The sequence below is a fragment of the Clostridia bacterium genome, from assembly GCA_017405765.1.
Lineage (GTDB): Bacteria > Bacillota > Clostridia > Oscillospirales > RGIG577 > RGIG577.
This window is the reverse complement of sequence record JAFQZS010000050.1, coordinates 33,929-57,027: the sequence shown is the minus strand read 5'-3', so window position 1 is coordinate 57,027 and position 23,099 is coordinate 33,929. Positions and strand designations below refer to the sequence as shown.

Genomic DNA, 23,099 nt, shown 5'->3' with positions numbered 1-23,099 from the left:
CGCAATGCTTTATAATACAAAAAATCCCCATGGCGGCGATATATACTCGGGAAACATCACGCTTGACTTTTCCTCGAGTATTAATCCGCTAGGAACGCCCGAAAGCGTTAAAGATGCCGTTCGCCGTGCAGCCGAGCGCATACACGTTTACCCCGACCCTTATTGCCGCAGACTTACTGAGTCTGTCGCGGAGTATGAGAATATAAAAAAAGAGAATATCATTTTCGGCGCAGGCGCGTCAGAGCTTATATACGCTTACTGCGGCGCGCTTTTGCCGGGGCGCGCAGTCTTGACTGCGCCCACGTTTTCGGAGTATGAAAGGGCGCTCGGGCGCGCGGGCTGCGAAGTATACAGATATGAACTTGCGCGTGAGAACGGATTTGCCCTTGGGGAAGGATTTCTTGATTTTATAAAAGAAAAATCTCCCGACGCAGTATTTTTATGCAATCCAAACAATCCGACGGGAAGGCTTATATCCGAGCGCACTTTGATCAAGATACTCGATCTTTGCGTCGACACGGGAACGGCCTTTTTTTTAGACGAGTGCTTTCTTGACCTTACAAACGGAGGCGAAAGCCTGAAAAGGTATATTTCGGAATGTTCCGGCCTGTTTATTCTGAAGGCATTTACAAAGAATTTCGGCATGGCGGGAGCGCGCCTGGGATATGCGCTTACAAGCGACAGCGAACTTATCTCAAAGATGTCTTGCGAGGTACAGCCGTGGAATGTGTCGGTAATATCGCAGGAGGCCGGTCTTGCGGCTCTAAGCGAGACAGATTTTTTAAAAAGCGCGCGTTCGCTCATAGAAATACAGAGGTCATGGCTTAAAAAGGAGCTTGAAGGGCTGGGATTTTGGGTATGCCCGTCAGACGCGAATTTTCTTATGTTTTACGGCGAAGAGGGACTTCATATCCCGCTTAAAGAGCAGGGGATAGCCATAAGAAACTGCGCAGATTTTCATGGACTGGGAGAGGGTTGGTACAGGGCGTCGGTAAGAATACAAAAGGACAACGAAGCTCTTATCAAAGCGCTCACAAACGCTGTTTTGGAGAAAAGATATGGCTAAGAATATTATGATACAGGGTACAATGTCAAACGCGGGGAAAAGCTTGCTTGCCGCCGCATTATGCCGCATTTTCAGGCAGGACGGACTTCGCGCCGCGCCGTTTAAGAGCCAGAATATGTCGCTTAATTCCTTTATTTCGTCCGACGGAGGCGAGATGGGGCGCGCACAGGCAGTACAGGCGGAGGCGGCCGGCATTGCGCCTGACGTAAGGATGAACCCCATACTGTTAAAGCCTACTACGGATATGGGAAGTCAGGTCATCGTCGGAGGCCGCGTTTTGGGCAATATGAGAGCTGCGGAATACTATAAAAAAAAGCGTGAGTTTATCCCCGATATAATGGCGGCGTATGAAAGCCTTTCCGAAGAATACGACGTTATAGTGATAGAAGGCGCGGGAAGTCCGGCGGAGATAAATTTAAATAAAGACGATATCGTGAACATGGGGCTTGCGCGCATGGTAGACGCGCCCGTACTGCTGGTCGGAGATATAGACCGCGGCGGCGTGTTCGCGCAGCTTTACGGCACGGTGGCGCTTTTATCAGGCGAGGAGCGCGCCCGAATAAAGGCGACGGTCATAAATAAATTCAGAGGCGACAGAACGATACTTGAACCGGGACTTGATATTTTAAGGGACCTTTGCGGCGTTCCAGTAGCGGGGGTCATACCGTATATGAATATCGACATTGACGACGAGGACAGCTTAACAAAGCGCTTTTCGAACGATAAAAAGAGAAGGCTCATAGATATTGCCGTAATACGCCTGCCGCGCATTTCCAACTTTACCGATTTTTCGCCCTTTGAGCGCTACGACAGCGTATCGTTAAGGTACGTAACGCATCCGCGCGAGCTTGAGGGTGCGGATATGATAATGATACCTGGTACGAAAAGCACGATAGAGGATCTAAAGTGGATTAGATCGCGCGGACTTGAGGCAGCCGTAAAGCATGCGGCTTCAAACGGTACGCCCGTTATGGGCGTCTGCGGCGGATATCAGATGCTCGGACGAAGCATTACGGACGAGGGAGGCAGCGAAAGCGAAAATACGTCGTCCGTGCGAGGCATGGAGATGCTTGATATGGATACGGTATTTTTTAAAGATAAGGTGCAGACGCAGACAAGAGGCGTTTTTTCCTCAGTTGAGGGCGTGCTTTCTTCTTTGAACGGCCTTTCTTACGAGGGATATGAGATACACATGGGACGAAGCGCACAAGAGTCTTCGCCTCTTTCGGGGAAGGGAAACGTCTACGGCACGTATATACACGGCATATTCGACGCCGAAGGGATAAGCGAACGCATTATTCATGCGCTCTGCGCCGAAAAAGGTGTAGATCCGTCTCTCATTAATGCTTACGATACGAAAGTGTATAAAGAACGTGAGTACGACTTGCTTGCCCGTATCGTCAGAGAAAACATAGATATGGAGCTTATTTATCGTATTTTGAATAAAGAGGTGTGAATATGGCGGGGCTTTTGCACATTTACTGCGGAGAAGGCAAGGGTAAAACGACTGCCGCCGCAGGGCTTGCTTTGCGCGCGGCAGGCGCGGGCATGCGCGTTTTGTTCGTGCAGTTTTTAAAGGACGGCTCATCTTCGGAAATAAAGGCTCTCGAAAAGTTTGAGAATATCAGCATAGAAGTATGCAAAAAGAATTACGGTTTTTTTAAGCATATGAGCGATGAAGAAAGAAAAGAAGCCGCGCACGCCTACTGCGAGCTTTTTAAAAATGCAGTAAAAAAGAGCGAAAACGGAGTGGATATGCTTATACTTGACGAGATAATATCGGCCTGCAGCCATAAGCTCATTTCGGAGGCGATGCTTACGGATTATATAAAGAGAAAGCCCGCAGGCCTCGAGCTTGTATTGACGGGGCGATATCCCTCTGATGCGCTTATAGATCTTTCCGATTATGTTACCGAAATGAAGAAAATAAAGCATCCTTACGACAGAGGTATAGCGGCACGCCGCGGAGTGGAATTTTAAAAGGAGAGGCGTATATGGAGAAAAGGTTAAACTATCTTAAAGCTTCGGTGCGCCCGCTCGATACGGCGGCAATGGATGCGGCGAGAGAGCGTCAAAGCAGGCTTGCAAAGCCGCCTGGAAGCTTGGGAAGGCTTGAAGCGCTGTCGGTCCAGGCAGCGGGGATAACGGGACAGGTCCACAATGAGATAAAAAAGACGCAGCTTCTGGTGTTCGCCGCAGACAACGGCGTTGTTTCAAAAGGCGTATCGAGCGCGCCGCAGAGCGTTACGTTAAAGCAAGCCGTAAATATTGCACAGGGCAGAACGGGAGCCGCTGTTTTGGCTAAGACTTTCGGCTGCGGCGTGACCGTCTGCGACGTGGGCATAAACGGCGATGTTTCATGCACGGATGTAATAAATAAAAAGATAGCCTATGGTACGCATGACATTTCGACAGGCGCAGCCATGACAAGAGATCAGGCGCTTAGGGCTGTGCTTACGGGCTTTGAAGTTGTGGAGATAACAAAAGCCGACGCCGTAGGTATAGGGGAGATGGGTATAGGAAATACGACAACGGCCTCTGCGGTGCTTTGCGCGCTTTTGGATACAGATGTAACAAGCGTGACGTCGCGCGGAGGCGGTCTTACTGACGCGGCTTTTGAAAACAAAAAAGCAGTTATACGCGCCGCCTTAGAAATAAACAGGCCGGATAAGAACGATGTTTTAGACGTCATTTCAAAAGTCGGCGGATTTGATATAGCGGCAATGTGCGGCGCGTTTTTAGGCGCGGCATATTTTAAAAAGCCTGCAGTCATCGACGGTTTTATTTCCATTGTTTCCGCACTTTGCGCCGTAAAGCTTTGTCCGAACGTTTTGGGATATCTGATACCAAGCCATGCATCTGTTGAACTAGGGTATAAAGAGGCGGCAAAGGCGCTTAAAGTTAGACCGCTGTTTGATTTCGATATGCGCCTTGGCGAGGGCAGCGGCTGCCCGTTCGCGCTTGCGGCGCTTAGAGCTTCGTGCGAGGTCGTCAATAATATGGCGACGTTTGATGAGGCGGGTATTGACGATTCGTACCTTGAAGATATAAGGCGCGAAATATAGGCTTAGCGTATCATAAATTGCGGGAGGATATAATGGGCAGGCTTGTGCTTGTAATGGGCGAAAACAACAGCGGCAAAAGCGCGTTTGCCGAACAGCTTATTCTAAAAAGCGGCGAAAAGCGATATTATATAGCGACGATGACGCCGGTGACCGAAGAAAACCATGAACGTATAAAAAAGCATAAGGCTGCGCGCGCACGATACGGCTTTAAAACTCTTGAGCTTCAGTATTCGGTGAGCGATGCAGATATCGCGCGCTATAGCGCCGTGCTTCTTGAGGATGTGTCTAATCTGCTTGCGAACACTGTTTTTGAAGGCAGGGGTTCTTTGGAAAGCGTTTATTCCGATATTCTGAAGCTTAAGGACAGATGCGATATCCTCGTTGCCGTTACCATATCGGGACTTACCGAAGAAGGCTTTGATAAAGATACCGCGCACTATATCAGCGCGCTTAACGAATTGAACGAAAAGCTTTCAAATTCGGCGAACGCTGTTATCATAATGAAGAATAAAAAACATTTATATGTGAAAGGCTCAGAAAATGATATTTTTTAAAGCGTTTCTTACCGCGCTGTCAACCTACAGCGCGATACCCGTGCCGCAGTCTCGGTTTGACGAACGCACGATGAAATACGCCATATGCTTTTTTCCGGCAGTCGGAGTTATAATCGGCGTTATTCTTTTAGTCTGGTATAAGCTTTCAGCTGCCGCAGGACTAAGCGGTATTATGTTTTCGGCTGTCGCGTCCGCTTTGCCTGTAATTATAACGGGAGGCATTCATCTCGACGGTTACATGGACACGGTGGATGCGATTTGTTCGCACAGAGAGCGCGAACGAAAGCTTGAAATAATGAAGGACCCTCACACGGGAGCCTTTGCTCTTATCTATATCGTAGTATATTTTATAATATACTTCGCGCTGACAAACGAGCTGTATATATTGAGGGCTTTTTCTGCGGCTTTTCCTGTGTTCATTATATCGCGCGCGCTTTCGGCCTTTTTGGCGTTGCGGCTTCCGAATGCGAGAGGCATGGGCATGCTTCTTTACTATACCGAAAGCACCGAAAAATCGAAAGCGGAGCTTGCGGCGCTTATAACAGCGGCGGCTGCGTGCGTGCTTATGATAATAATATCGCCGCCGTGCGGCATTTTTGCCGCCGTGCTTTCGGTTTTGTGGGTGCTTTTATACACACATACGGCAATGAAGCAGTTTGGGGGAGTTACCGGCGATACGGCGGGCTTTTTTTTAGAAGTCTGCGAGCTTTTATGCCTTGCCGGCGTATTGATAGGAGCTCTTATAAGATGATCGACGTTATATTTATCCGCCACGGAGCGACGGCGGGCAATCTTTTGAGGCGATACGTCGGACGAACGGACGAGCCGCTTTGTGCGGAGGGCATAAAACAGGCGCTGTCGCTTAAAAAAGAGGGATTTACCCCCGATCATATTTTTGTAAGCCCGATGAAGCGGACTTACGAAACTGCAGAGCTTATATTTCCGAAGAGGCGATTTATCATGTACGAAGGCTTTAAGGAGACTGACTTCGGCATATTCGAGGGAAAGACGGCGCGCGAGCTAGAATGCTGCCCCGAATACCGCGCGTGGGTCGAATCGGGCTGCCTCTCCGATATACCGAATGGTGAAAGTGTTGCGCACTTTAAGGAAAGATGCGTAAAAGCCTTTGATGAAGCGATTAGAAGCGTGCCCGACGGCTCAAGTGCCGCGTTTGTGATCCACGGAGGGGTGATAATGGCGATACTCGAGGCGCGCGCGACGCCGAAGCGAGATTTTTATGAATATCACATAAAAAACGGGGAATACATACGGGGACGATATAACGGGAAGACGATAGTCTTTTTGTAACGTAAAACCGGCGCGCTTTGCGGCACGCCGGTTTTGTAATATATACGCTATTCCACATCCTGCAGCGCATCGTAGCCTTCTTCGCCGGTGCGCACCTTTACTACGTTTTCAACGTCGTAGACGAATATTTTGCCGTCGCCTATATGTCCGGTATAGAGCGTTTTTTTCGCGGTCTCAATAACGCTGCGGACGGGCACCTTGCTTACAACGATGTCTATCTGTATTTTGGGAAGCAAAGTGGCCTCCATCTGAACGCCGCGGTAAAATTCGGGCTTGCCCTTTTGGAGCCCGCACCCTAAAACGTGCGATACCGTCATTCCTGTTATGCCTATATCCATAAGCGCATTTTTAAGCGTTTCAAAGCGAGATTCCTTGCAGATTATCTCGACCTTTGTGAATTTAGGTCTATCATCGCTGAAAACGGGCATTTTTCTTACGGGAACGGCCTCGGAAACGGGAATATCACCCGAAACGACGACGGGCGCAGCACCCTCGTCAACGTAATCGGGCAGCATTGCAAAGCCGGCATATGCAGAGGGGAGACCGTGCTCCGATGCATCGAGGCCCGCAAGCTCATCTTCTTTTGAAGCGCGAAGACCTATCGTATGTCTGATAATAAGGAAAACAATCGTTATTGTCACTGCTGTCCATGCCGAAACACAGACAAAGCCCAAAGCCTGTATGCCCAAAAGCTCAAATCCGCCGCCGTAGAAAAGGCCTGTAAGCGTTTCGCCCGATGCATTTGAAACGGCATATCCCGGCGCGTCGGAAGTTGCGAACAGTCCAACGGCCAATGTGCCCCAAATGCCGTTTATTCCGTGAACCGCAACTGCTCCGACGGGATCGTCAATATGAAGCTTATGATCGAGAAGCCATACGCCGAATACGACAAGCAAGCCTGCGACCGCGCCGATGACAGCCGCTCCCGAGGCGCTCGTAACGTCGCAGCCTGCGGTTATCGCAACGAGTCCCGCAAGCGAAGCGTTAAGGCACATCGAAACGTCTACCTTGCCGTATTTTACCCATGTAAATATCATGCATACGACGGTAGCAACTGCGGGGGAAACGGTAGTCGTAAGAAAGATCGAGCCAAGCTGGTCAACGGTAGTCGCTGCAGCTCCGTTAAATCCGTACCATCCGAGCCAAAGGATAAAAACGCCCAAAGCGCCGAGAGCAATGTTGTGGCCAGGGAAGGCGTTTACCTTTGTAACTTTTCCGTTTTTGTCGCAAGTAAACTTTCCTATACGAGGACCGAGTATCTTAGCGGCTATTAAGGCCGATATACCGCCGACCATATGTATGGCGCAGGAGCCCGCAAAATCGTGAAAACCCATTTGCGAAAGCCAGCCTCCGCCCCATATCCAATGCGCCTCTATGGGGTATATAAGCGCCGAGAGAATGGCAGAATAAACACAGTAAGAAAGGAATTTGGTGCGTTCTGCCACCGCGCCCGAAACGATAGTAGCGGTAGTGGCGCAAAATACCAGGTTAAATACAAAGCCGGAAAAATCGAAATCCGCGTATGCCGTAAACAGGTCGAAGCCGGGTCTTCCTATAAAGCCCAGAACGTCTTCTCCCATCAGCAGGCCGAAGCCAATGAGTATGAAAACAACAGTGCCGATGCAGAAGTCCATAAGGTTCTTCATTATGATGTTGCCCGTATTCTTTGCCCGCGTAAAACCGGCCTCTACCATTGCAAAGCCTGCCTGCATCCAGAATACGAGTGCGGCTCCTATAAGAAACCACACGCCGAAGACCTGTTCGGACGCAGAGGCAGAAACCAACTCTCTAATTACGTCATCCATTTATATCATCTCCTTATAATGTTTGCCGCTATAATGAACGGCTTTTAGAAAAAACATGTTTTAAACTCAAAAAACGGCGCCTTTGGGAGTATTCCCGAAGACGCCGTTGTCTTGCCGCGCGGATCATTATGAGCTTAAAACAAAAAAGACGTTTTTAAGCGGATATGCTTAAAAACGCCTTTGTTTTACAATTCGCATTATAATCGCCAAGTAAAATGATGTCAATATATTTGCGCATATTTTTTTCTTTTCGGTGAAAAATGCAGAAATAACACCTTTTTCTAAGAAAATATGTGAAAAATATCGAAGGGTAATATAAGTATAATGAGACAAAAAAGCATCATTGGCCAACGGAGGTTATACTATGAAAAATATTACATACGGCTATATCCGCGTGTCGGCGCATGACCAAAATGAACAACGTCAGATCGAGGCAATGAGAGAGTTCGGCATAGAAAAGAGAAATATATACGGCGATAAGCTCTCGGGAAAGGATTTTGATCGTCCCGGATATATTCGTGTGCTAAATAATCTGAAGCCAAACGATACGCTGGTGATAAAAAGCATTGACAGACTGGGAAGAAACTACGAAGAGATATTGGAGCAGTGGCGGATAATAACGAAGGATAAAAATGCGGCGATAGTCGTGCTGGACATGCCGCTTTTGGACACGCGGGGGAAAAAGGACCTTACGGGCACGGTCATTGCCGATATAGTTTTGCAGCTTTTAAGCTATGTGGCGCAGACGGAACGTGAGTTTATAAGACAGAGGCAGGCTGAAGGAATAGCGGCGGCAAAGGCGAACGGGGTAAAGTTGGGGCGAAGACCGAAGAAGCCCCCGCATGGTTTTAATGAAATAAAATCAAAATATATGGAAGGCCGTATTTCTGCAAGAGAAGCGTCGAACAGAATGGGTATCACTCATAAGACGTTCCTTAAGTGGGTGAGGACGGAAGAGCTGAAAGCGCAGGAACAAAAAAGCTTCGGCAAAGCGTAAGAACGCATTCTGCCAAAGCTTTTTTATTAAATAATCTTTAGTCTCTCAAGAGCTTTTTAAGACCTGCAGCAAGTCCCTGCTGGGAGAGCGGGTACATCTTTATTTCGTTTTCGATCACGCGGCGCGATTCGCTTTTTCTGTTTATCAGGCTTTGGAAGGAGGGATTTAACCATATTGTATGGGGATATCTCTTTTTTATCCTTCTGAGCCACTCAAGACCGCTTGAATTTTCGCCGGCGTCGTAGCTGTAATAGCTTCTGAAATCAAGTTCGTCGAGCGCCATGAACGCATCGCCTACGATTATGACCTTATACTCAGGCGAAATGTTTTTCATCATGCGCTCTGTTTTGATGATCTTCGTCGGATCCAAAGTGGGTTCCGTATACAGCCTTGAATATATGCAGTTATGAAAATAATATACCTTAAGATCCTTGAAATGATTGCTCTTCATCGCCGCCTGGAAAAGCATACTGCAAAGCTTGCTGTAATACTCCATCGAGCCGCCCGAATCTATGAGCAGGAGAAGCTTTACGGTATTCTTTCTCGGTCTGCCGTAAACTATCTTCAGATTGCCTGCATTATCTGAGGTCTCGCGTACCGTCTGGTTTATGTCGAGCTCCGTTTTCGGCGCTTCTATGCGCGATGAATACTGTCTGAGCAGCCTAAACGCCATAACGAACTGGCGTGTATCAAGCGTGTTGTCGTTGCTCCAGTCGCGGTATCTGCGTTCCCCTGCAACGGTGAGCGCACCGCCGTGACGCCCCTGACCTGCAACTCTAATGCCTACGGGAGCGGCGCCGTTGTGGCCGAAGGGGCTTACACCGCGCGTGCCGACCCAGAACTTGCCTTTATTATGCTCCTTCTTCTGCTGCGTTAAGCGCTCTTTAAGCATTTCTTCCATGCGCTCAAGCGTAAGATCCTCAAGCCATGCTGAGCGCTTTTTGTCTATCTCGGTCGTCTTGACCTGCTTGCGGCTGAGCCATTTAAGGAATTCCTCGGGTATCTCGCCGGGGAAGGGCACGTCTTTAAAATAATCAAGAAAGGCTGCGTCGAACTTGTCGAAATTGGACTCCGTTTTAACGAGTATATTGCGGCAAAGGTAATAAAAGCCCGTAAAGCTCGATCCGCCGAGTCCCTTGTCGAGAGCCTCGGTAAGAGTCATCCACTCGTTTAAGGATACGGGAACGCCGCGAGATTTCAACAGGTAAAAGAAAGGTTCAAACACAAAAAAACCTCCAATATCAGCCGAGTTTCGCGTGCATCTGGTCTATATCCTCGTTCTTCTTTAAAAGCACGCCGGCAAACGGTATCGTTTCGCGTATCGTATCATAGGGGATGCCTGCCGCCTGTATTGCAGCTATCCAGTCGATGACCTCGGAAGTAGAGGGTTTCTTCTGGATATCGGGCAGGGAGCGTATCCAATAGAAGGCTTCCATAACATGAGCGAGAATATTCTCCTCAAGGTCGGGATAATGCACCTTTACTATCTCGCGCATGAGCTCCTCGTTCGGGAACTCTATATAATGGAATATGCAGCGGCGAAGGAAAGCGCCGGGCAGTTCCTTTTCCGCGTTCGAGGTTATAATAACTATCGGACGGTGCTTTGCCTTGATGGTCTTGCCCGTTTCGGGAATATAGAACTCCATCTTGTCAAGCTCCCAAAGAAGGTCGTTCGGGAATTCGAGGTCTGCCTTGTCTATCTCGTCTATAAGAAGCACCTTCTGCTCGTCGGAGGCGAACGCCTCGCCCAACTTGCCGAGAGAGATATACTTTTCTATATCGTCAACACTGTTTCCGCCGAACTGGCTGTCGTAAAGACGCTGTACGACGTCGTATACATAAAGGCCGTCCTGCGCCTTCGTCGTTGATTTTATGTTCCATATTATAAGGTCCATGCCGAGTGCGTTCGAGATGGCCTGCGCGAGCATGGTTTTACCTGTGCCGGGCTCGCCTTTTATAAGAAGCGGCTTCTCAAGAGCCATTGCTATGTTGACAGCATCAGTAAGTTCTTTTGATACTACATATTCTTCGCTGCCCTTAAATTGCGTAAATTCCATTTGCTTACCACCTTTAAACATATTTGATTTAATTATAAAGTCTGGGGCATATAAAAGTCAACAATAAAGCTTCAACGTCAAAAAATAAAAAGTGTATACTAAAGCGCCGCTTTATGATAAAATATAATCAAAACAAGTCTTTTTGGGGAGGATTAAAATGTTTTCCGGAAAAACTGTAGTAATAGGGATAACCGGCGGTATAGCCGCCTATAAGATACCGAATCTCGTAAGCATGCTCGTAAAAAAGAACGCGAACGTGCGCGTTATCATGACAGAAGCGGCAGAAAAGATAGTGTCGCCGATACCGATGGAGAGCCTAAGTAAGAACAAGTGCCTTATCGACACGTTTGACCGAAACTTCACCATGGAAACGGAGCATATAGCCGTTGCCGATTCGGCGGATGTGCTTATAATAGCTCCCGCTACGGCCAACACGATTGCAAAGCTTGCGCACGGCATCGCCGACAATATGCTCACTACGGTCGCGCTTGCGTGCCGCTGCAAAAAGCTCATCGCGCCCGCGATGAACACGGCGATGTACGAAAATCCCGTGACGCAGGACAATATAGAAACGCTTAAAAAATACGGCTGGGAGATAATAGGTCCCGTCGGCGGCAGGCTCGCCTGCGGCGCGGTGGGACTTGGCAAAATGGTCGAGCCGCAGACGATGCTTGAGTGTATTGAGCGCGCGCTTTACGAAAAGAAGGATTTTGCGGGGAAGAATATCATCGTTACGGCGGGGCCGACGCGCGAAGCTATAGACCCCGTAAGGTATATAACTAACCATTCTAGCGGAAAGATGGGCTATGCGATAGCAAAGCGCGCCGCATTAAGGGGAGCGCGCGTCACGCTTGTGAGCGGCCCCGTATCGATAGCGCCGCCCGAGGGCGTAGAGGTAGTAAATATCGTTTCGGCACAGGATATGTACGACGCCGTTGTAAGCCGCTTCGACAAAGCCGATATAGTTATAAAAGCGGCGGCTGTGGCCGATTACAGACCGGCAGTTGCCGCTGAGGACAAGATAAAAAAGAGCGACGGCGATATGAAGATAGAGCTTGAGCGCACGAAGGATATAATAGCGACCCTGGGAAGCATGAAGCGCGAAGGCCAGTTCTTATGCGGATTTTCGATGGAAACGCGCGACATGGTCGAAAACTCGAAAAAGAAGCTTGAAAAGAAGAATCTCGACATGATAGCCGCAAACAACGTGAAAGTCAAGGGCGCGGGCTTTGCGGGGGATACGAATATCCTCACGGTAATAACGCGCGGCGAGGCGAGAGAGCTACCGCTTTTATCTAAGGAAGATGCGGCGGATGTTCTGCTTACGATGATCGCGGAAAAGATGGGTCTGTAAATGTAAATGGACGAAAGGTATATATTCAGAAGAATAAAAAAAGATGAGCTGCCGCTCATGTTTTCACTCATAGAGGCGCGCATACGCTGGATGGACGAGGTGGGCATAGAGCAGTGGAACAAGACTCATTATACCGAAGTATATCCTTTGGAGTACTACGAGGGATACAGAAAAAGGGGAGGCGTGTTCGTTCTTATAGATATGTATGACGGCGCGCTTGCAGCGGCGGCAGTTATAAAGACCCAAGACGAAAGATGGCCAGAAAACGACGTGAAAGCGTATTATCTTCATAATTTTGCTTCGGACATAAGAAAAAAGGGAGCGGGCTCCGTTTTTCTTGAGCGCATGGAGACGTACGCAAAGCTTAACGGCATGGATTATATGCGGCTTGACTCGGCGGTCGGCAACGAGCCTCTTAAGTATTATTACGCCGTAAGGGGATATACGCCGTGCGGAACGTGCGTGGACGGACTTTACGAAGGTATACTTAGGCAGAAGGCTTTATAGCCGAAACGGCGTTTTTTTCGTCAAAAGACTTGAAAAACGTATAGTGTTTATGTATAATATGCTTGTAAAAAATTTTGCACGGTTTTATTTATTCGGAGTATTGACATTATGAAACGTTCGGGTATGATTTTCACTGACAGACAGACAGACAGAATAATTCTGTCTTTTTTCGCACGGAGATATACTCGAAAAAACGAATACATATAAGATAAAAGCATGATATCAAAGGCTTATAAAAGCCTCTGACGTTGTGCTTTTTTGTTTTGGCATAATGCTTTTTGACTATGCATATTAAGCTGTAAGGGATAAAATTTATATACATTTCCCGAAAAAACATCAAGGAGGAAGATAAGAAATGAAGAAAAGTTTTAAGGTTTTAGCCCTCATACTTGCGCTTGCTATGTGCGTATTTGCTTTTACGGCATGCAGCAGCCAGAAGAAGGCTGAGGACGCGGCAGATCAGGCGCAGGAAGCAGTTGACGAAGCAGTTGACGACGCATCGGCAGCAGTTGACGAAGCAGCTGACGCCGCTGCGGACGCTGCAGCTTCGGTTGCAGGCGGCGAGATCTGCGACACCGGCGCATTCAGCGTAATGGTTCCCGACGGCTGGAAGGCATTCCCGCAGTCCGAGCCCGGCAAGTTAAAGGTATATAAGGGCGCGACCAGCGAAGACGATATGTACGGAAAGCCCGGCATAGACATTACTTACAGCGCAAGCGGTTCGTACTATCTCGTGACCGGCGTGTTCGATTCCTATGAGGAAGTTGCAGGCGTAACGATAGGCGATCGCGAGTGGAGCGGCGCAGAGGGCGCTTACAGCTCGAGCATGAACCTTACGTCTCTTAGTGCCGTTGACGGCGAAGGCTATTTTGCGGTAGATATCTGGCAGCCCACTGACGGCAATACCATTTCGCCCGACGACGCTGACGTAATTGCTATTATAACGAGCCTTACGGCAGATGCAGCTGAGTAAATAATTCATTTTTCCCTTTCATATTCATATCATGAAGTCTTTAGCGAAAAGCGTACGCACAGGCGTACGCTTTTTCGCTTGTATGAAAAGCCCCGCCGTTTTATTCGGCGGGGCTTCAGACTGCCAAAAAAGAGCCCCACCGATGAAAAAACATTTTTTCATTAAATCATTAAAGCTGTTTCAATATCTTTAAACAAGCCAACATAAAAAGCTTAATATTCTTGAGTTGGTTTTGCCCGCCAAAAAGCTTACGTTTTTGGCGGGTTTTCATCTATCCTTAAAAAACGCCTCTGCCGTATAAAAATACGCCGACGCGCCGTTTTTTTAAGCATTGGCCCCTCTTTTTTGAAAGTCTGCAGTGTGTCAAAAAGTAGTTTTTTGACACACTGAAAAACCCCGCCGTTTTATTCGGCGGGGCTTTATATTCGTATTCGTCTCGTATTCGGTATAACGGATAAGCTTACTTAATTCATTTTATATATTTTGTTGAGACCGCGAAGAAGAAGGTTTTCGTCGTATACTATTTCGCGTCTGCATTCGGGAACTACGTACTGAGAAAGACCGCCCGTCGCTATGACCGAGGCTTCCTCGCCCAGCTCGTCTTCAATGCGCTCTATCATTCCGTCCATCATCGACGCCGCGCCGAAAATGCTGCCGCTCTTCATACAATCAACGGTGTTGCGGCCGATGCAGCTTTCGGGAGCCTCTATGGATACCTTGGGGAGCTGGGAAGTATGCGAGCTTAACGCGTTCAAGGAAAGCCTGAGCCCCGGCATGATAACTCCGCCCAAATAGCGTGAGTCTTTGCCTATCACGGATATCGTTGTTGCGGTGCCCATATCGAAAACTATGGCGGGAAGCGTATAATCGCTGACTGCTGCCACAGCGTCGGCTATGAGGTCGCTTCCGAGCTGCGCGGGATTGTCTATATCTATCAAAAGCCCCGTGTTGAGCTCTGCGCTTACTATTAGCGGATCGAGTCCCGTAAGCATTTTTACGGCTCCCGTGAGCGCCGATTTTATCGGAGGCACTACGGAGCATATTATTGCGCCGTCGATCTTTTTATAGTCAACGCCGCCCACATCCATAAGCTGACGGAAAGATATAAGATACTCGTCCGCCGTTTTGCTCGTATCAGTGGAGATCCTGAAAACCTTTACTATCTCGTCGTTTTCAATAAGACCGACAACGATATTTGAATTGCCGGCGTCGATTGCCAAGAGCATGATGTTTTTCCTCCGGTATCAGTTTTTGATAAAGCGTCCGCCGAAAGCCTTTAAGAGCGCTTTGCCTATTACGGTCACGAGCACTGCTGCGGCGATCGCCTCAGGTATGCCGGAAGCCGTTACAGTAGCCATAACGAGGGAGAATACGGCGGTGAGAGCCACGTTTCTCGCTTCGGCATACTGCTGTGCGAAAAGCACGTAAATGCTGCCCATAACGAGTATCGTGTTAGTCATCGAGCCGATAAATCCTACGATCGGAAGCGCAACGAAATCATTTACCTTCGAGCGGGAAAATGCTTTCCATACCCATCCGGCTACAACGCCTATAAGTATGCGGCAGCCTACGGCTATCCAAACGGCTTTAAGCGCGCCGGGTACGCCGGTGGTGCTCAAAAAGGGAGAAAAGGCGAAGGAAAGCAGGGTGGGAGCTACGGTGTTGCTTACAAGCGAGCAGATACCGAACACGCCGCCGAGGATACCGCCTGCCAGCGGGCCCAGCAGTATCGCGCCGATAATGACGGGAATGTGAACGGTCGTCGCCTTGATGATCGGGAGCTGGATAAGCCCCAAAGGCGTATTCGCCAGAATGATGATGATGGCAGCCATCAGCGCGACGCCTACCATCCAGCGGATCTTAGAACTTCCTGCTGTGTTGTTCATAATAATTCGTCCTCCTTGCTGTTGCCCCATGTGCGGGTGCAGCGCAAATATTTTGGAAATACCGAATACGCTTGTATTGTACAATGTAATATTAAAATATTCAAGTGATTTGTGAAAAAAATAATTAACAGAATGTAAACAAAAAAGCCGCGAAAAAATCGCGGCAAAAGCTATATCTTTATTATTATCGGCTCGTGGCCCACGGCGGGGAGGAAGCGCTCTAAAATATCCTCCGTCTTTATTTTAAGGCTCGTCGTGTTTTCGCAGGGGTGACAGCCGATATATTCTTCTTTGATAACGTCCTCATCGATTATCAGCTGCACTTTCCCGTCGCGGTCATTCATAAGTCCCATAATGCTTACGCTGCCCGGATGAAGGTCTAAAAACTGCTCCATGTATTCCTCGGGCGCAAAGCTAAGCCTCGATATGCCGAGCTGGGGAGACACCTTGCTCGTTTTAAAGGGCTTGCCTGCGGGCATCATAAGAAGGTAGAACTTTGTGCGCTGTCTGTTTGAAAGAAAAAGGTTCTTGCATATCATAATGCCCAGCGTAAGGTCGACGGTGTGAAGCTCGTTCATCGAGCGCGCGCGGTTGTGGTCGGTTCGCTGATATTCTATGCCCAAACGGTCGAGCATATCGTAAGTCTTTATTTCACGTTCGCTTCGTCCCGTTGTGTCGGCGGGACGGCCGCTAAATATTTCCATTTGATCAAAGCCTCCGGATATATATTGACGACGCATATTTATTTCGCGCCGCGGTCTTTTTTCCATTGTTTTATCTTTAAGAGCCTGTCTTTGAACCTGCCCTCGAGCCCTTCTTCGGTGGGCTTATAATATTCGCGCCCCAAAAGCGAGTCGGGGAGACACTGCATATCCGAGAGCTTGTCCTTCGTGTCGTGCGCGTAAATATATCCCTTGCCGTATCCCTCGTCTCGCATGAGCTTCGTTACGCCGTTTCGTATGACGAGCGGCACAGGATCGCTTATCGTTTTAAGCGCGTCCGTCTTCGCGGCAAGGTACGCGGCGTCCATAGCGTTGGATTTCGGCGCAAGCGACATATATATCACGGCCTCGGTAAGATGCACGCTGCATTCGGGCATTCCTATAAAGTGGCATGCCTGATACGCGGCGACGGCTATCTCAAGCGCTCGCGGGTCCGAAAGCCCCACGTCCTCGCTTGCGAAGCGCACGACGCGCCGCGCCACGTAAAGCGGGTCTTCGCCCGCTTCGAGCATACGCGCAAGCCAATATACGGCGGCGTCGGCGTCGGAATTCCGCATTGATTTATGAAGCGCGGAGATAATATTGTAATGCTCCTCGCCATTCTTATCGTATAAAAGCGCCTTGCGCGAGGTGCATTCCTCGACCGTCTCTATGCTCACGGCGACGCGGTCGCCGTCCATCTCGCCGTTCAACACGGCCATCTCAAACGTTGAAAGAGCCGTGCGCGCGTCTCCGTTCGCGAATTGTGCTATCATTCGAAGCGCGCGTTCGCTTATTTCGACGGTCTGTTTTTCAAGCTCATACCACTTTTTTACGGCGCGCGTGAGAAGTTCGTATATGTCGTCCGGCGAAAGCGGCTTCAATACGAAGACCTTGCAGCGCGACAGAAGAGCGCCGTTTACCTCAAAAGACGGATTTTCGGTAGTCGCGCCGATAAGGATTATGCTGCCCTTTTCAACGAAGGGCAGAAAAGCGTCCTGCTGCGCCTTGTTGAAGCGGTGTATCTCGTCAACAAATACGATGGTCTTATCGCCGAAGGCGCGGTTTTGATCGGCCTCGTTCATAACGGCGCGGATTTCCTTGATGCCGCTCGTCACGGCGGAGAAATTTATAAAGCGCGCCTTTGTTTTTGCGGCGATGACGTTTGCTATCGTCGTTTTTCCTATGCCGGGAGGGCCCCAGAATATCATGGACGACACCTTGTCCTGCTCTATTATGCGCCTGAGTACCTTGCCTTCGCCCAAAAGATGCTTTTGTCCCACTATTTCGTCCAAAGTGCGCGGACGCATACGCGCCGCAAGCGGGCGCGGCACGTTGTTTTCAAACATTGATATCTGCACGTCTGCGGCGGCCTCCTTTTTTATCGATATAATATAAATTATATCAAGCAAAGAGCGCGTTTGCAAGTGCGGCGGGAATACGAAAAGCCCGAAAAACGACGCGCGTTTTTCGGGCTTTAATACGGTTTTGGAAAAATCAGAAGCCTGCTTTGAATTCTGCAGCGATCTCCTGAGCCGCGATGATCGCATCGTAAACGGCCTGATAGGAGGTGTCGCCCTTGGTGTACTTAACGGAGCTGTTCGGATTCATGTCAACGAGCTTGGCCATCTTTGCCGCGCCTGCCTCAAGATCGGTGATGCCGATGTCGGAGAGCATCGTGGGAAGTCCCACCATGTTGAGGAATTCGAGCACTTCTTCAAGCTCGGGAGCGTTCTCCATAACGAGCTGGATAACGAGACCTACCGCTACCTTCTCGCCGTGCCAGTAATCGTGAGCCTCAGGGAATGCAGCGAACCAGTTGCCGAAGCCGTGAGCGCCCGCAACGCCGGTCTGCTCGCCGCCTACGCCGCTTAAATATACTGTAGACTCGAGGCAGTCTTCAAACGTAGAGGTAACAACGCCCTTCTTTGCAGCCTGAAGCGCAAGATAACCCGTCTCCATAAGGTTGTCGTAGCACATGCGAGCCAGAGCAAGACCCGTCTTCGAGATAGTGCCCTGAGAGAAGGTGGGAACGTTCTGCTCGTAGCAGGTGCGTCCCTCAAAGTACGTAGCTATTGCGTCGCCCATACCGGAGATGAAGTAGCGCACGGGAGCCTTCGCCATTATCTCGGAGTCAACAATGACCATATCGGGGTTCTTGTGGAAATAGCTGTAGCCTGCGATGCCGGTGCCGTCTTCCTTGTAGTACATGGATATGGACGTGCAGGGAGCGTCGGTAGCGGCTACGGTGGGAGCCATTATAACATAGATGCCCTTGTTGGTGCCTGCAGCTCTCGCGGTGTCGAGCGCGTTGCCGCCGCCTACGCCTACGATAACGTCTATATTGTTCTCTTCGATCATTTTTTCGGTTCTTGCAACTTCTTCGTAGCTGCAAAGTCCGGAGAACTGATGGAACATAACGGTCTCGTCTGCGCCCTCAAAGCTCTTTTCGATCTTCGGCTTCGTCTGTGCGAGAGCTCTCTTGCCGCCGATAACGAGATAGTGCTTGCCAACGCCGCAGCGCTGTCTTAATTCGCAAAGCGCGTTTCTGCCCAAAATGAACTTGGGGGGTACTCTTAATACTCTAAGCATGATAAAAAACCTCCAGTATATTTTTTTAAGGTCTGTAACTTATTTTTTTATTATACACTTGTTTTTTTAGGATTTAAAGCTCTTTTAAAGAAAAAAGCGTTAAAATATACAAAAGGCTTAAAAAGAGAACAGAGACAACTGACAGAAGCTCTTTAAGAGCGGTAAACACTGAATAAATATAGTATAAAATAATATATATGTATTTTTACGCAAAAAAAATAGCCGAATGCAATAAAAATGCATTGACAAACATAAAAAAAGGTGTTAAACTAATTAACTGCATATGCGGCAATTTTGATAAGAGGTGTACACTTGCCCTTACTCGTATTATAACGGACGGTTTTATATTTTGCAACAGTTTTTTAAAAAAATTGTTGAAAATATATAACAAAAGTGCAATTATGTCTGAACCTGTATATCGACTTAAAGATCTGCCGCATATCGGACGGATGAAACCTAATTAACCGTGAATGGAGTGATGCGATCGTGGTTAAACCTGTGCAGTACGGAAATAACACGAGAATGAGCTTCTCTAAGATCTCCGAGGTATTAAAAATGCCTAATCTTATCGAGATACAGAGAAATTCATATGCGTGGTTTTTGGAGGAGGGGCTTCGTGAAGTTTTTCGCGATGTATCTCCCATAGTTGACTATACCGGTAACCTTGTTCTGGATTTTGTGGATTATACTCTTGACGAAACTCCGAAATACAATATCGAAGAATGCAAAGAGCGCGATACGACATATTGCGTTCCTTTAAAGGTGAAGCTGAGGCTTGCAAACAAGGAAACGGGAGAAATAAAAGAACAGGAAATTTTCATGGGCGACTTTCCGAAGATGACGCCCTCAGGTACGTTTATATATAACGGCGCAGAACGTGTTGTAGTGTCCCAGCTCGTGCGTTCGCCCGGCATATATTATACGAAGGAACAGGATAAAACGGGCAAGTACCTTTATGCTACGACCGTTATCCCCAACCGCGGAGCATGGCTTGAATATGAGACGGACTCGAATGATCTGTTTTTCGTGCGTATAGACAAAAACAGAAAGATACCCGTGACCGTGCTTATCCGTGCATTCGGTTTCGGCACGAATAAAGAGATATTAGACATTTTCGGCAACGACCCGCGTATACTTGCAACGCTTGAAAAGGACACCACGACAAACGTGGACGAGGGCCTTATAGAAGTTTATAAGAAGCTGAGGCCGGGAGAGCCGCCTACAACGGACGGCGCGCGTTCGCTCGTGAACACCATGTTCTTCGATGCAAGAAGATACGACCTTTCAAAGGTAGGACGATATAAATACAACAAAAAGCTTGCGCTCGGCAGAAGAATCGCGGGAAAGACGCTTAAAGATGCGGTAGCCGATCCCATGAGCGGAGAGATCCTTGCAGAGGCGGGAGAAAAGCTTTCTGCCGAAAAGGCAATGGCTATAGAGCGCGCAGGCGTATCCCTCGTGCTTCTCGACGTTGACGGCGAGGAAGTAAAGGTGTTCTCCAACGGTATGGTAACGCTTACCGACTTCGTTTCGCCCGAAATCGCCAAAAAGCTTGAGATAACCGAAAAGGTGCGCTTCGACGTTTTAAAAGAGATAATAGAAACAAAAGACAGCGATGATGAAATAGAGGCGGAAATAAAGGCGAGAATAGACGATCTTATTCCCAAGCATATAATCATTGACGATGTAATGTCGTCTATAAACTATCTTAACGCTTTGGCATACGGAATAGGCACGGACGACGACATAGACCATCTCGGCAACCGTCGCCTGCGCTCGGTCGGCGAGCTTTTGCAGAACCAGTTCCGCATAGGCTTTGCCCGTATGGAACGCACGATACGCGACCGTGTGCAGACTCAGGAGATAGACACCATAATGCCGCAGGCGCTTGTAAATATACGCCCCGTAGTTGCGGCCATAAAAGAGTTTTTCGGTTCGTCGCCGCTGTCGCAGTTCATGGATCAGACGAATCCGCTTGCGGAGCTTACGCATAAGCGCAGGCTTTCCGCTCTCGGCCCCGGCGGTCTTTCGCGTGAACGCGCAAGCTTTGAGGTGCGCGACGTTCACCATTCGCATTACGGCAGAATGTGCCCCATAGAGACGCCCGAAGGACCCAACATCGGTCTTATATCGTACCTTGCGTCTTACGCAAGAGTAAACGAGTTCGGCTTTATCGAGGCGCCGTATCGCAAGGTTGACAAGGAAACGGGCAGAGTCACCGACGAGATAGAATACATGACGGCAGACGTTGAGGACAACTACGTCGTAGCTCAGGGCAATGAGCCTCTTGATGAGAACGGATGCTTTAAACGCCAGATGGTAAACGCCCGCTATCGTGACGAGATACTTCTTATAAACCGCGCTCAGGTCGATTATATGGATGTATCTCCTCAGATGCTCGTATCAATTGCAACGGCGATGATACCCTTCCTTGAGAACGACGACGCAAACCGTGCGCTCATGGGCTCCAACATGCAGCGCCAGGCCGTGCCGCTTTTAAAGACGCAGGCCCCGATAGTAGGCACGGGCATGGAGTATAAGGTGGCCGTGGACTCGTGTGTTACGCGACTTGCGGGCGACGACGGAGTAATTGAAAAGGTCAGCGGAGACGAGATAGTCGTTCGCTTTGATTCGGGAGAACGAGAAGTTCACAAGCTTTTGAAGTTCAAGCGCTCGAACCAGGGCACGTGCATAAATCAGCGCCCGATAGTGAACCGCGGACAGCGCGTTAAGAAGGGCGAAGTAATAGCTGACGGCCCCTCCACCGACAACGGCGAGATGGCGCTGGGCAAGAACGTGCTCATAGGCTTTATGACATGGGAAGGCTACAATTACGAGGACGCCGTTTTAATAAACGAAAAGCTCGTGCGCGACGACGTATATACTTCCATTCATATAGAAGAATATGAAATAGAGGCAAGAGATACGAAGCTCGGCCCCGAAGAGATAACGAGAGATATCCCCAACGTGGGCGAGGACGCGCTTAAGGATCTTGATGAAAACGGCATAATAAGAATAGGCGCGACGGTGCGCGCCGGCGACATTCTTGTAGTAAAGGTAACGCCGAAGGGCGAGACCGAGCTTACGGCCGAGGAAAGACTTCTTCGCGCCATATTCGGCGAGAAGGCAAGAGAGGTGCGCGACACGTCTTTAAGAGTTCCTCACGGCGAGTCGGGCATAGTTGTTGACGTTAAGGTTTTCACCCGCGAAAACGGAGATGAGCTTACCCCCGGCGTAAACAAGGTCGTACGCGTATATATCGCGCAGAAGCGAAAGATATCGGTAGGCGACAAGATGGCGGGACGCCACGGAAACAAGGGCGTTATCTCACGCATACTTCCGCAGGAGGATATGCCTTTCCTGCCGGACGGCACGCCGCTCGATATAGTTTTAAACCCGCTGGGCGTACCTTCGCGTATGAACATAGGACAGGTGCTCGAGGTGCATCTCGGTTATGCGGCGAACAAGCTGGGCTATAAGGTGGCGACTCCCGTATTCGACGGAGCAAACGAGAAGGACATAGAGCAGCTTTTAAGAGAATCGGGTCTTTCTCCCGACGGCAAATCCATACTTTATGACGGACGCACGGGCGAGCCGTTCGACAACCCCGTAACGGTAGGATATATGTACTTCTTAAAGCTTGCCCATCTTGTTGACGATAAGATACATGCGCGCTCGACAGGCCCGTATTCGCTCGTAACTCAGCAGCCGCTCGGCGGTAAGGCGCAGTTCGGCGGACAGAGATTCGGCGAGATGGAGGTTTGGGCGCTTGAGGCATACGGCGCGGCTTACACGCTTCAGGAGATACTTACCGTAAAATCCGACGACGTTGTGGGACGTGTGAAAACGTATGAATCCATCGTTAAGGGACAAAATGTGCCTAAGCCGGGAGTTCCCGAATCGTTTAAGGTGCTCATAAAGGAAATGCAGTCTTTAGGTCTCGACGTCAGAGTGCTTGCAAAAGATATGCAGGAGATAGAGCTTAAAGAATCGCTTGACGACGATGATGAGACGGATGTGGCAGTAGCAGAGCTCGGCGATATGCGCGGCGTGGGAGACGAACTGTTTACGCAGGACGACTTTGACGCTGAAGGCGGCGGCTTTGAAGATGATGAGGATGATGCGCAGGAGTTCGATTTTGATTCCATAGGCTTTTCTGCCGAGGAGCCGGACGCAAAAGAACCCGAGCAGCATGGCGAATTGAATTTTGACGATTGATCAAACGGCCACGCAT

General features: G+C 49.1%; 20 protein-coding genes. 12 read left to right on the top strand and 8 right to left on the bottom strand.

Annotation, left to right across the window (positions count from 1 at the left end; translation table 11 throughout):
• Positions 1-4: 4 nt before the first annotated feature.
• The 7 genes from IJG50_09265 to IJG50_09235 are packed head-to-tail and all read left to right on the top strand — an operon-like array spanning position 5 to position 5,993.
• Positions 5-1,066, top strand: coding sequence for an aminotransferase class I/II-fold pyridoxal phosphate-dependent enzyme (locus tag IJG50_09265; protein MBQ3380029.1), 1,062 nt, complete (start codon positions 5-7; stop codon positions 1,064-1,066).
• Positions 1,059-2,522, top strand: a complete 1,464-nt coding sequence (locus IJG50_09260) for a cobyric acid synthase (GenBank protein MBQ3380028.1) — start codon at positions 1,059-1,061, stop codon at positions 2,520-2,522. The genes IJG50_09265 and IJG50_09260 overlap by 8 nt, the downstream gene beginning before the upstream one ends.
• Positions 2,523-2,524: 2 nt before the next feature.
• On the top strand, positions 2,525-3,046 hold the full coding sequence (locus IJG50_09255; protein ID MBQ3380027.1) for a cob(I)yrinic acid a,c-diamide adenosyltransferase: 522 nt from the start codon (positions 2,525-2,527) through the stop codon (positions 3,044-3,046).
• Between the two features lie 14 nt (positions 3,047-3,060).
• Positions 3,061-4,131, top strand: coding sequence for a nicotinate-nucleotide--dimethylbenzimidazole phosphoribosyltransferase (cobT, locus tag IJG50_09250; protein MBQ3380026.1), 1,071 nt, complete (start codon positions 3,061-3,063; stop codon positions 4,129-4,131).
• A 32-nt stretch (positions 4,132-4,163) separates the two neighbouring features.
• Positions 4,164-4,685, top strand: a complete 522-nt coding sequence (locus IJG50_09245) for a bifunctional adenosylcobinamide kinase/adenosylcobinamide-phosphate guanylyltransferase (protein ID MBQ3380025.1) — start codon at positions 4,164-4,166, stop codon at positions 4,683-4,685.
• Complete coding sequence (gene cobS / locus IJG50_09240; GenBank protein MBQ3380024.1) at positions 4,672-5,436, top strand: adenosylcobinamide-GDP ribazoletransferase; 765 nt, start codon at positions 4,672-4,674, stop codon at positions 5,434-5,436. The genes IJG50_09245 and cobS overlap by 14 nt, the downstream gene beginning before the upstream one ends.
• The gene (locus IJG50_09235; GenBank protein MBQ3380023.1) at positions 5,433-5,993 is read left to right on the top strand and encodes a histidine phosphatase family protein; all 561 of its coding nucleotides are present in this window, start codon (positions 5,433-5,435) and stop codon (positions 5,991-5,993) included. Before cobS ends, IJG50_09235 begins: the two co-directional genes overlap by 4 nt.
• A 47-nt stretch (positions 5,994-6,040) precedes the next feature.
• Here the strand turns inward: IJG50_09235 and amt are convergent, their stop codons facing one another.
• Entirely contained in the window at positions 6,041-7,798 is a 1,758-nt protein-coding gene (amt, locus tag IJG50_09230; GenBank protein ID MBQ3380022.1) for an ammonium transporter, read from the bottom strand.
• Positions 7,799-8,162: 364 nt separating this feature from the next.
• On the opposite strand from amt, the gene IJG50_09225 reads away from it, so the two are divergent.
• On the top strand, positions 8,163-8,795 hold the full coding sequence (locus IJG50_09225; protein ID MBQ3380021.1) for a recombinase family protein: 633 nt from the start codon (positions 8,163-8,165) through the stop codon (positions 8,793-8,795).
• A gap of 37 nt (positions 8,796-8,832) precedes the next feature.
• Here IJG50_09225 and IJG50_09220 read toward each other — a convergent pair whose 3' ends face one another.
• Positions 8,833-10,020, bottom strand: coding sequence for a VWA domain-containing protein (locus IJG50_09220; GenBank protein MBQ3380020.1), 1,188 nt, complete (start codon positions 10,018-10,020; stop codon positions 8,833-8,835).
• A 16-nt stretch (positions 10,021-10,036) separates the two neighbouring features.
• Entirely contained in the window at positions 10,037-10,852 is an 816-nt protein-coding gene (locus tag IJG50_09215; GenBank protein MBQ3380019.1) for a MoxR family ATPase, read from the bottom strand.
• A 157-nt stretch (positions 10,853-11,009) separates the two neighbouring features.
• Here IJG50_09215 and coaBC point away from each other — a divergent pair, with 157 nt between their 5' ends.
• From coaBC to IJG50_09200, 3 genes are all read left to right on the top strand, one after another.
• Positions 11,010-12,206: a bifunctional phosphopantothenoylcysteine decarboxylase/phosphopantothenate--cysteine ligase CoaBC gene (gene coaBC, locus IJG50_09210; protein MBQ3380018.1), complete on the top strand. Its 1,197-nt coding sequence runs from the start codon at positions 11,010-11,012 to the stop codon at positions 12,204-12,206.
• A 6-nt stretch (positions 12,207-12,212) separates the two neighbouring features.
• Positions 12,213-12,713 carry a GNAT family N-acetyltransferase gene (locus IJG50_09205; GenBank protein MBQ3380017.1) on the top strand — a complete coding sequence of 167 codons (501 nt, stop codon included), beginning with the start codon at positions 12,213-12,215 and terminating at the stop codon, positions 12,711-12,713.
• Positions 12,714-13,068: 355 nt separating this feature from the next.
• Positions 13,069-13,686 carry a hypothetical protein gene (locus IJG50_09200; GenBank protein MBQ3380016.1) on the top strand — a complete coding sequence of 206 codons (618 nt, stop codon included), beginning with the start codon at positions 13,069-13,071 and terminating at the stop codon, positions 13,684-13,686.
• A 464-nt stretch (positions 13,687-14,150) separates the two neighbouring features.
• Here IJG50_09200 and IJG50_09195 read toward each other — a convergent pair whose 3' ends face one another.
• The 5 genes from IJG50_09195 to IJG50_09175 all read right to left on the bottom strand — a co-directional run bounded on the left by IJG50_09195 (position 14,151) and on the right by IJG50_09175 (position 18,865).
• On the bottom strand, positions 14,151-14,912 hold the full coding sequence (locus tag IJG50_09195) for a type III pantothenate kinase (protein ID MBQ3380015.1): 762 nt from the start codon (positions 14,910-14,912) through the stop codon (positions 14,151-14,153).
• An 18-nt stretch (positions 14,913-14,930) separates the two neighbouring features.
• Positions 14,931-15,572: an ECF transporter S component gene (locus tag IJG50_09190; protein ID MBQ3380014.1), complete on the bottom strand. Its 642-nt coding sequence runs from the start codon at positions 15,570-15,572 to the stop codon at positions 14,931-14,933.
• Positions 15,573-15,742: 170 nt separating this feature from the next.
• The gene (locus IJG50_09185; protein MBQ3380013.1) at positions 15,743-16,276 is read right to left on the bottom strand and encodes a prolyl-tRNA synthetase associated domain-containing protein; all 534 of its coding nucleotides are present in this window, start codon (positions 16,274-16,276) and stop codon (positions 15,743-15,745) included.
• 38 nt (positions 16,277-16,314) lie between these two features.
• Positions 16,315-17,622: a replication-associated recombination protein A gene (locus tag IJG50_09180; protein ID MBQ3380012.1), complete on the bottom strand. Its 1,308-nt coding sequence runs from the start codon at positions 17,620-17,622 to the stop codon at positions 16,315-16,317.
• Positions 17,623-17,770: 148 nt separating this feature from the next.
• On the bottom strand, positions 17,771-18,865 hold the full coding sequence (locus IJG50_09175; protein ID MBQ3380011.1) for a glycerol dehydrogenase: 1,095 nt from the start codon (positions 18,863-18,865) through the stop codon (positions 17,771-17,773).
• A 486-nt stretch (positions 18,866-19,351) separates the two neighbouring features.
• Here IJG50_09175 and rpoB point away from each other — a divergent pair, with 486 nt between their 5' ends.
• On the top strand, positions 19,352-23,083 hold the full coding sequence (rpoB, locus tag IJG50_09170; GenBank protein MBQ3380010.1) for a DNA-directed RNA polymerase subunit beta: 3,732 nt from the start codon (positions 19,352-19,354) through the stop codon (positions 23,081-23,083).
• Positions 23,084-23,099: the final 16 nt, after the last annotated feature.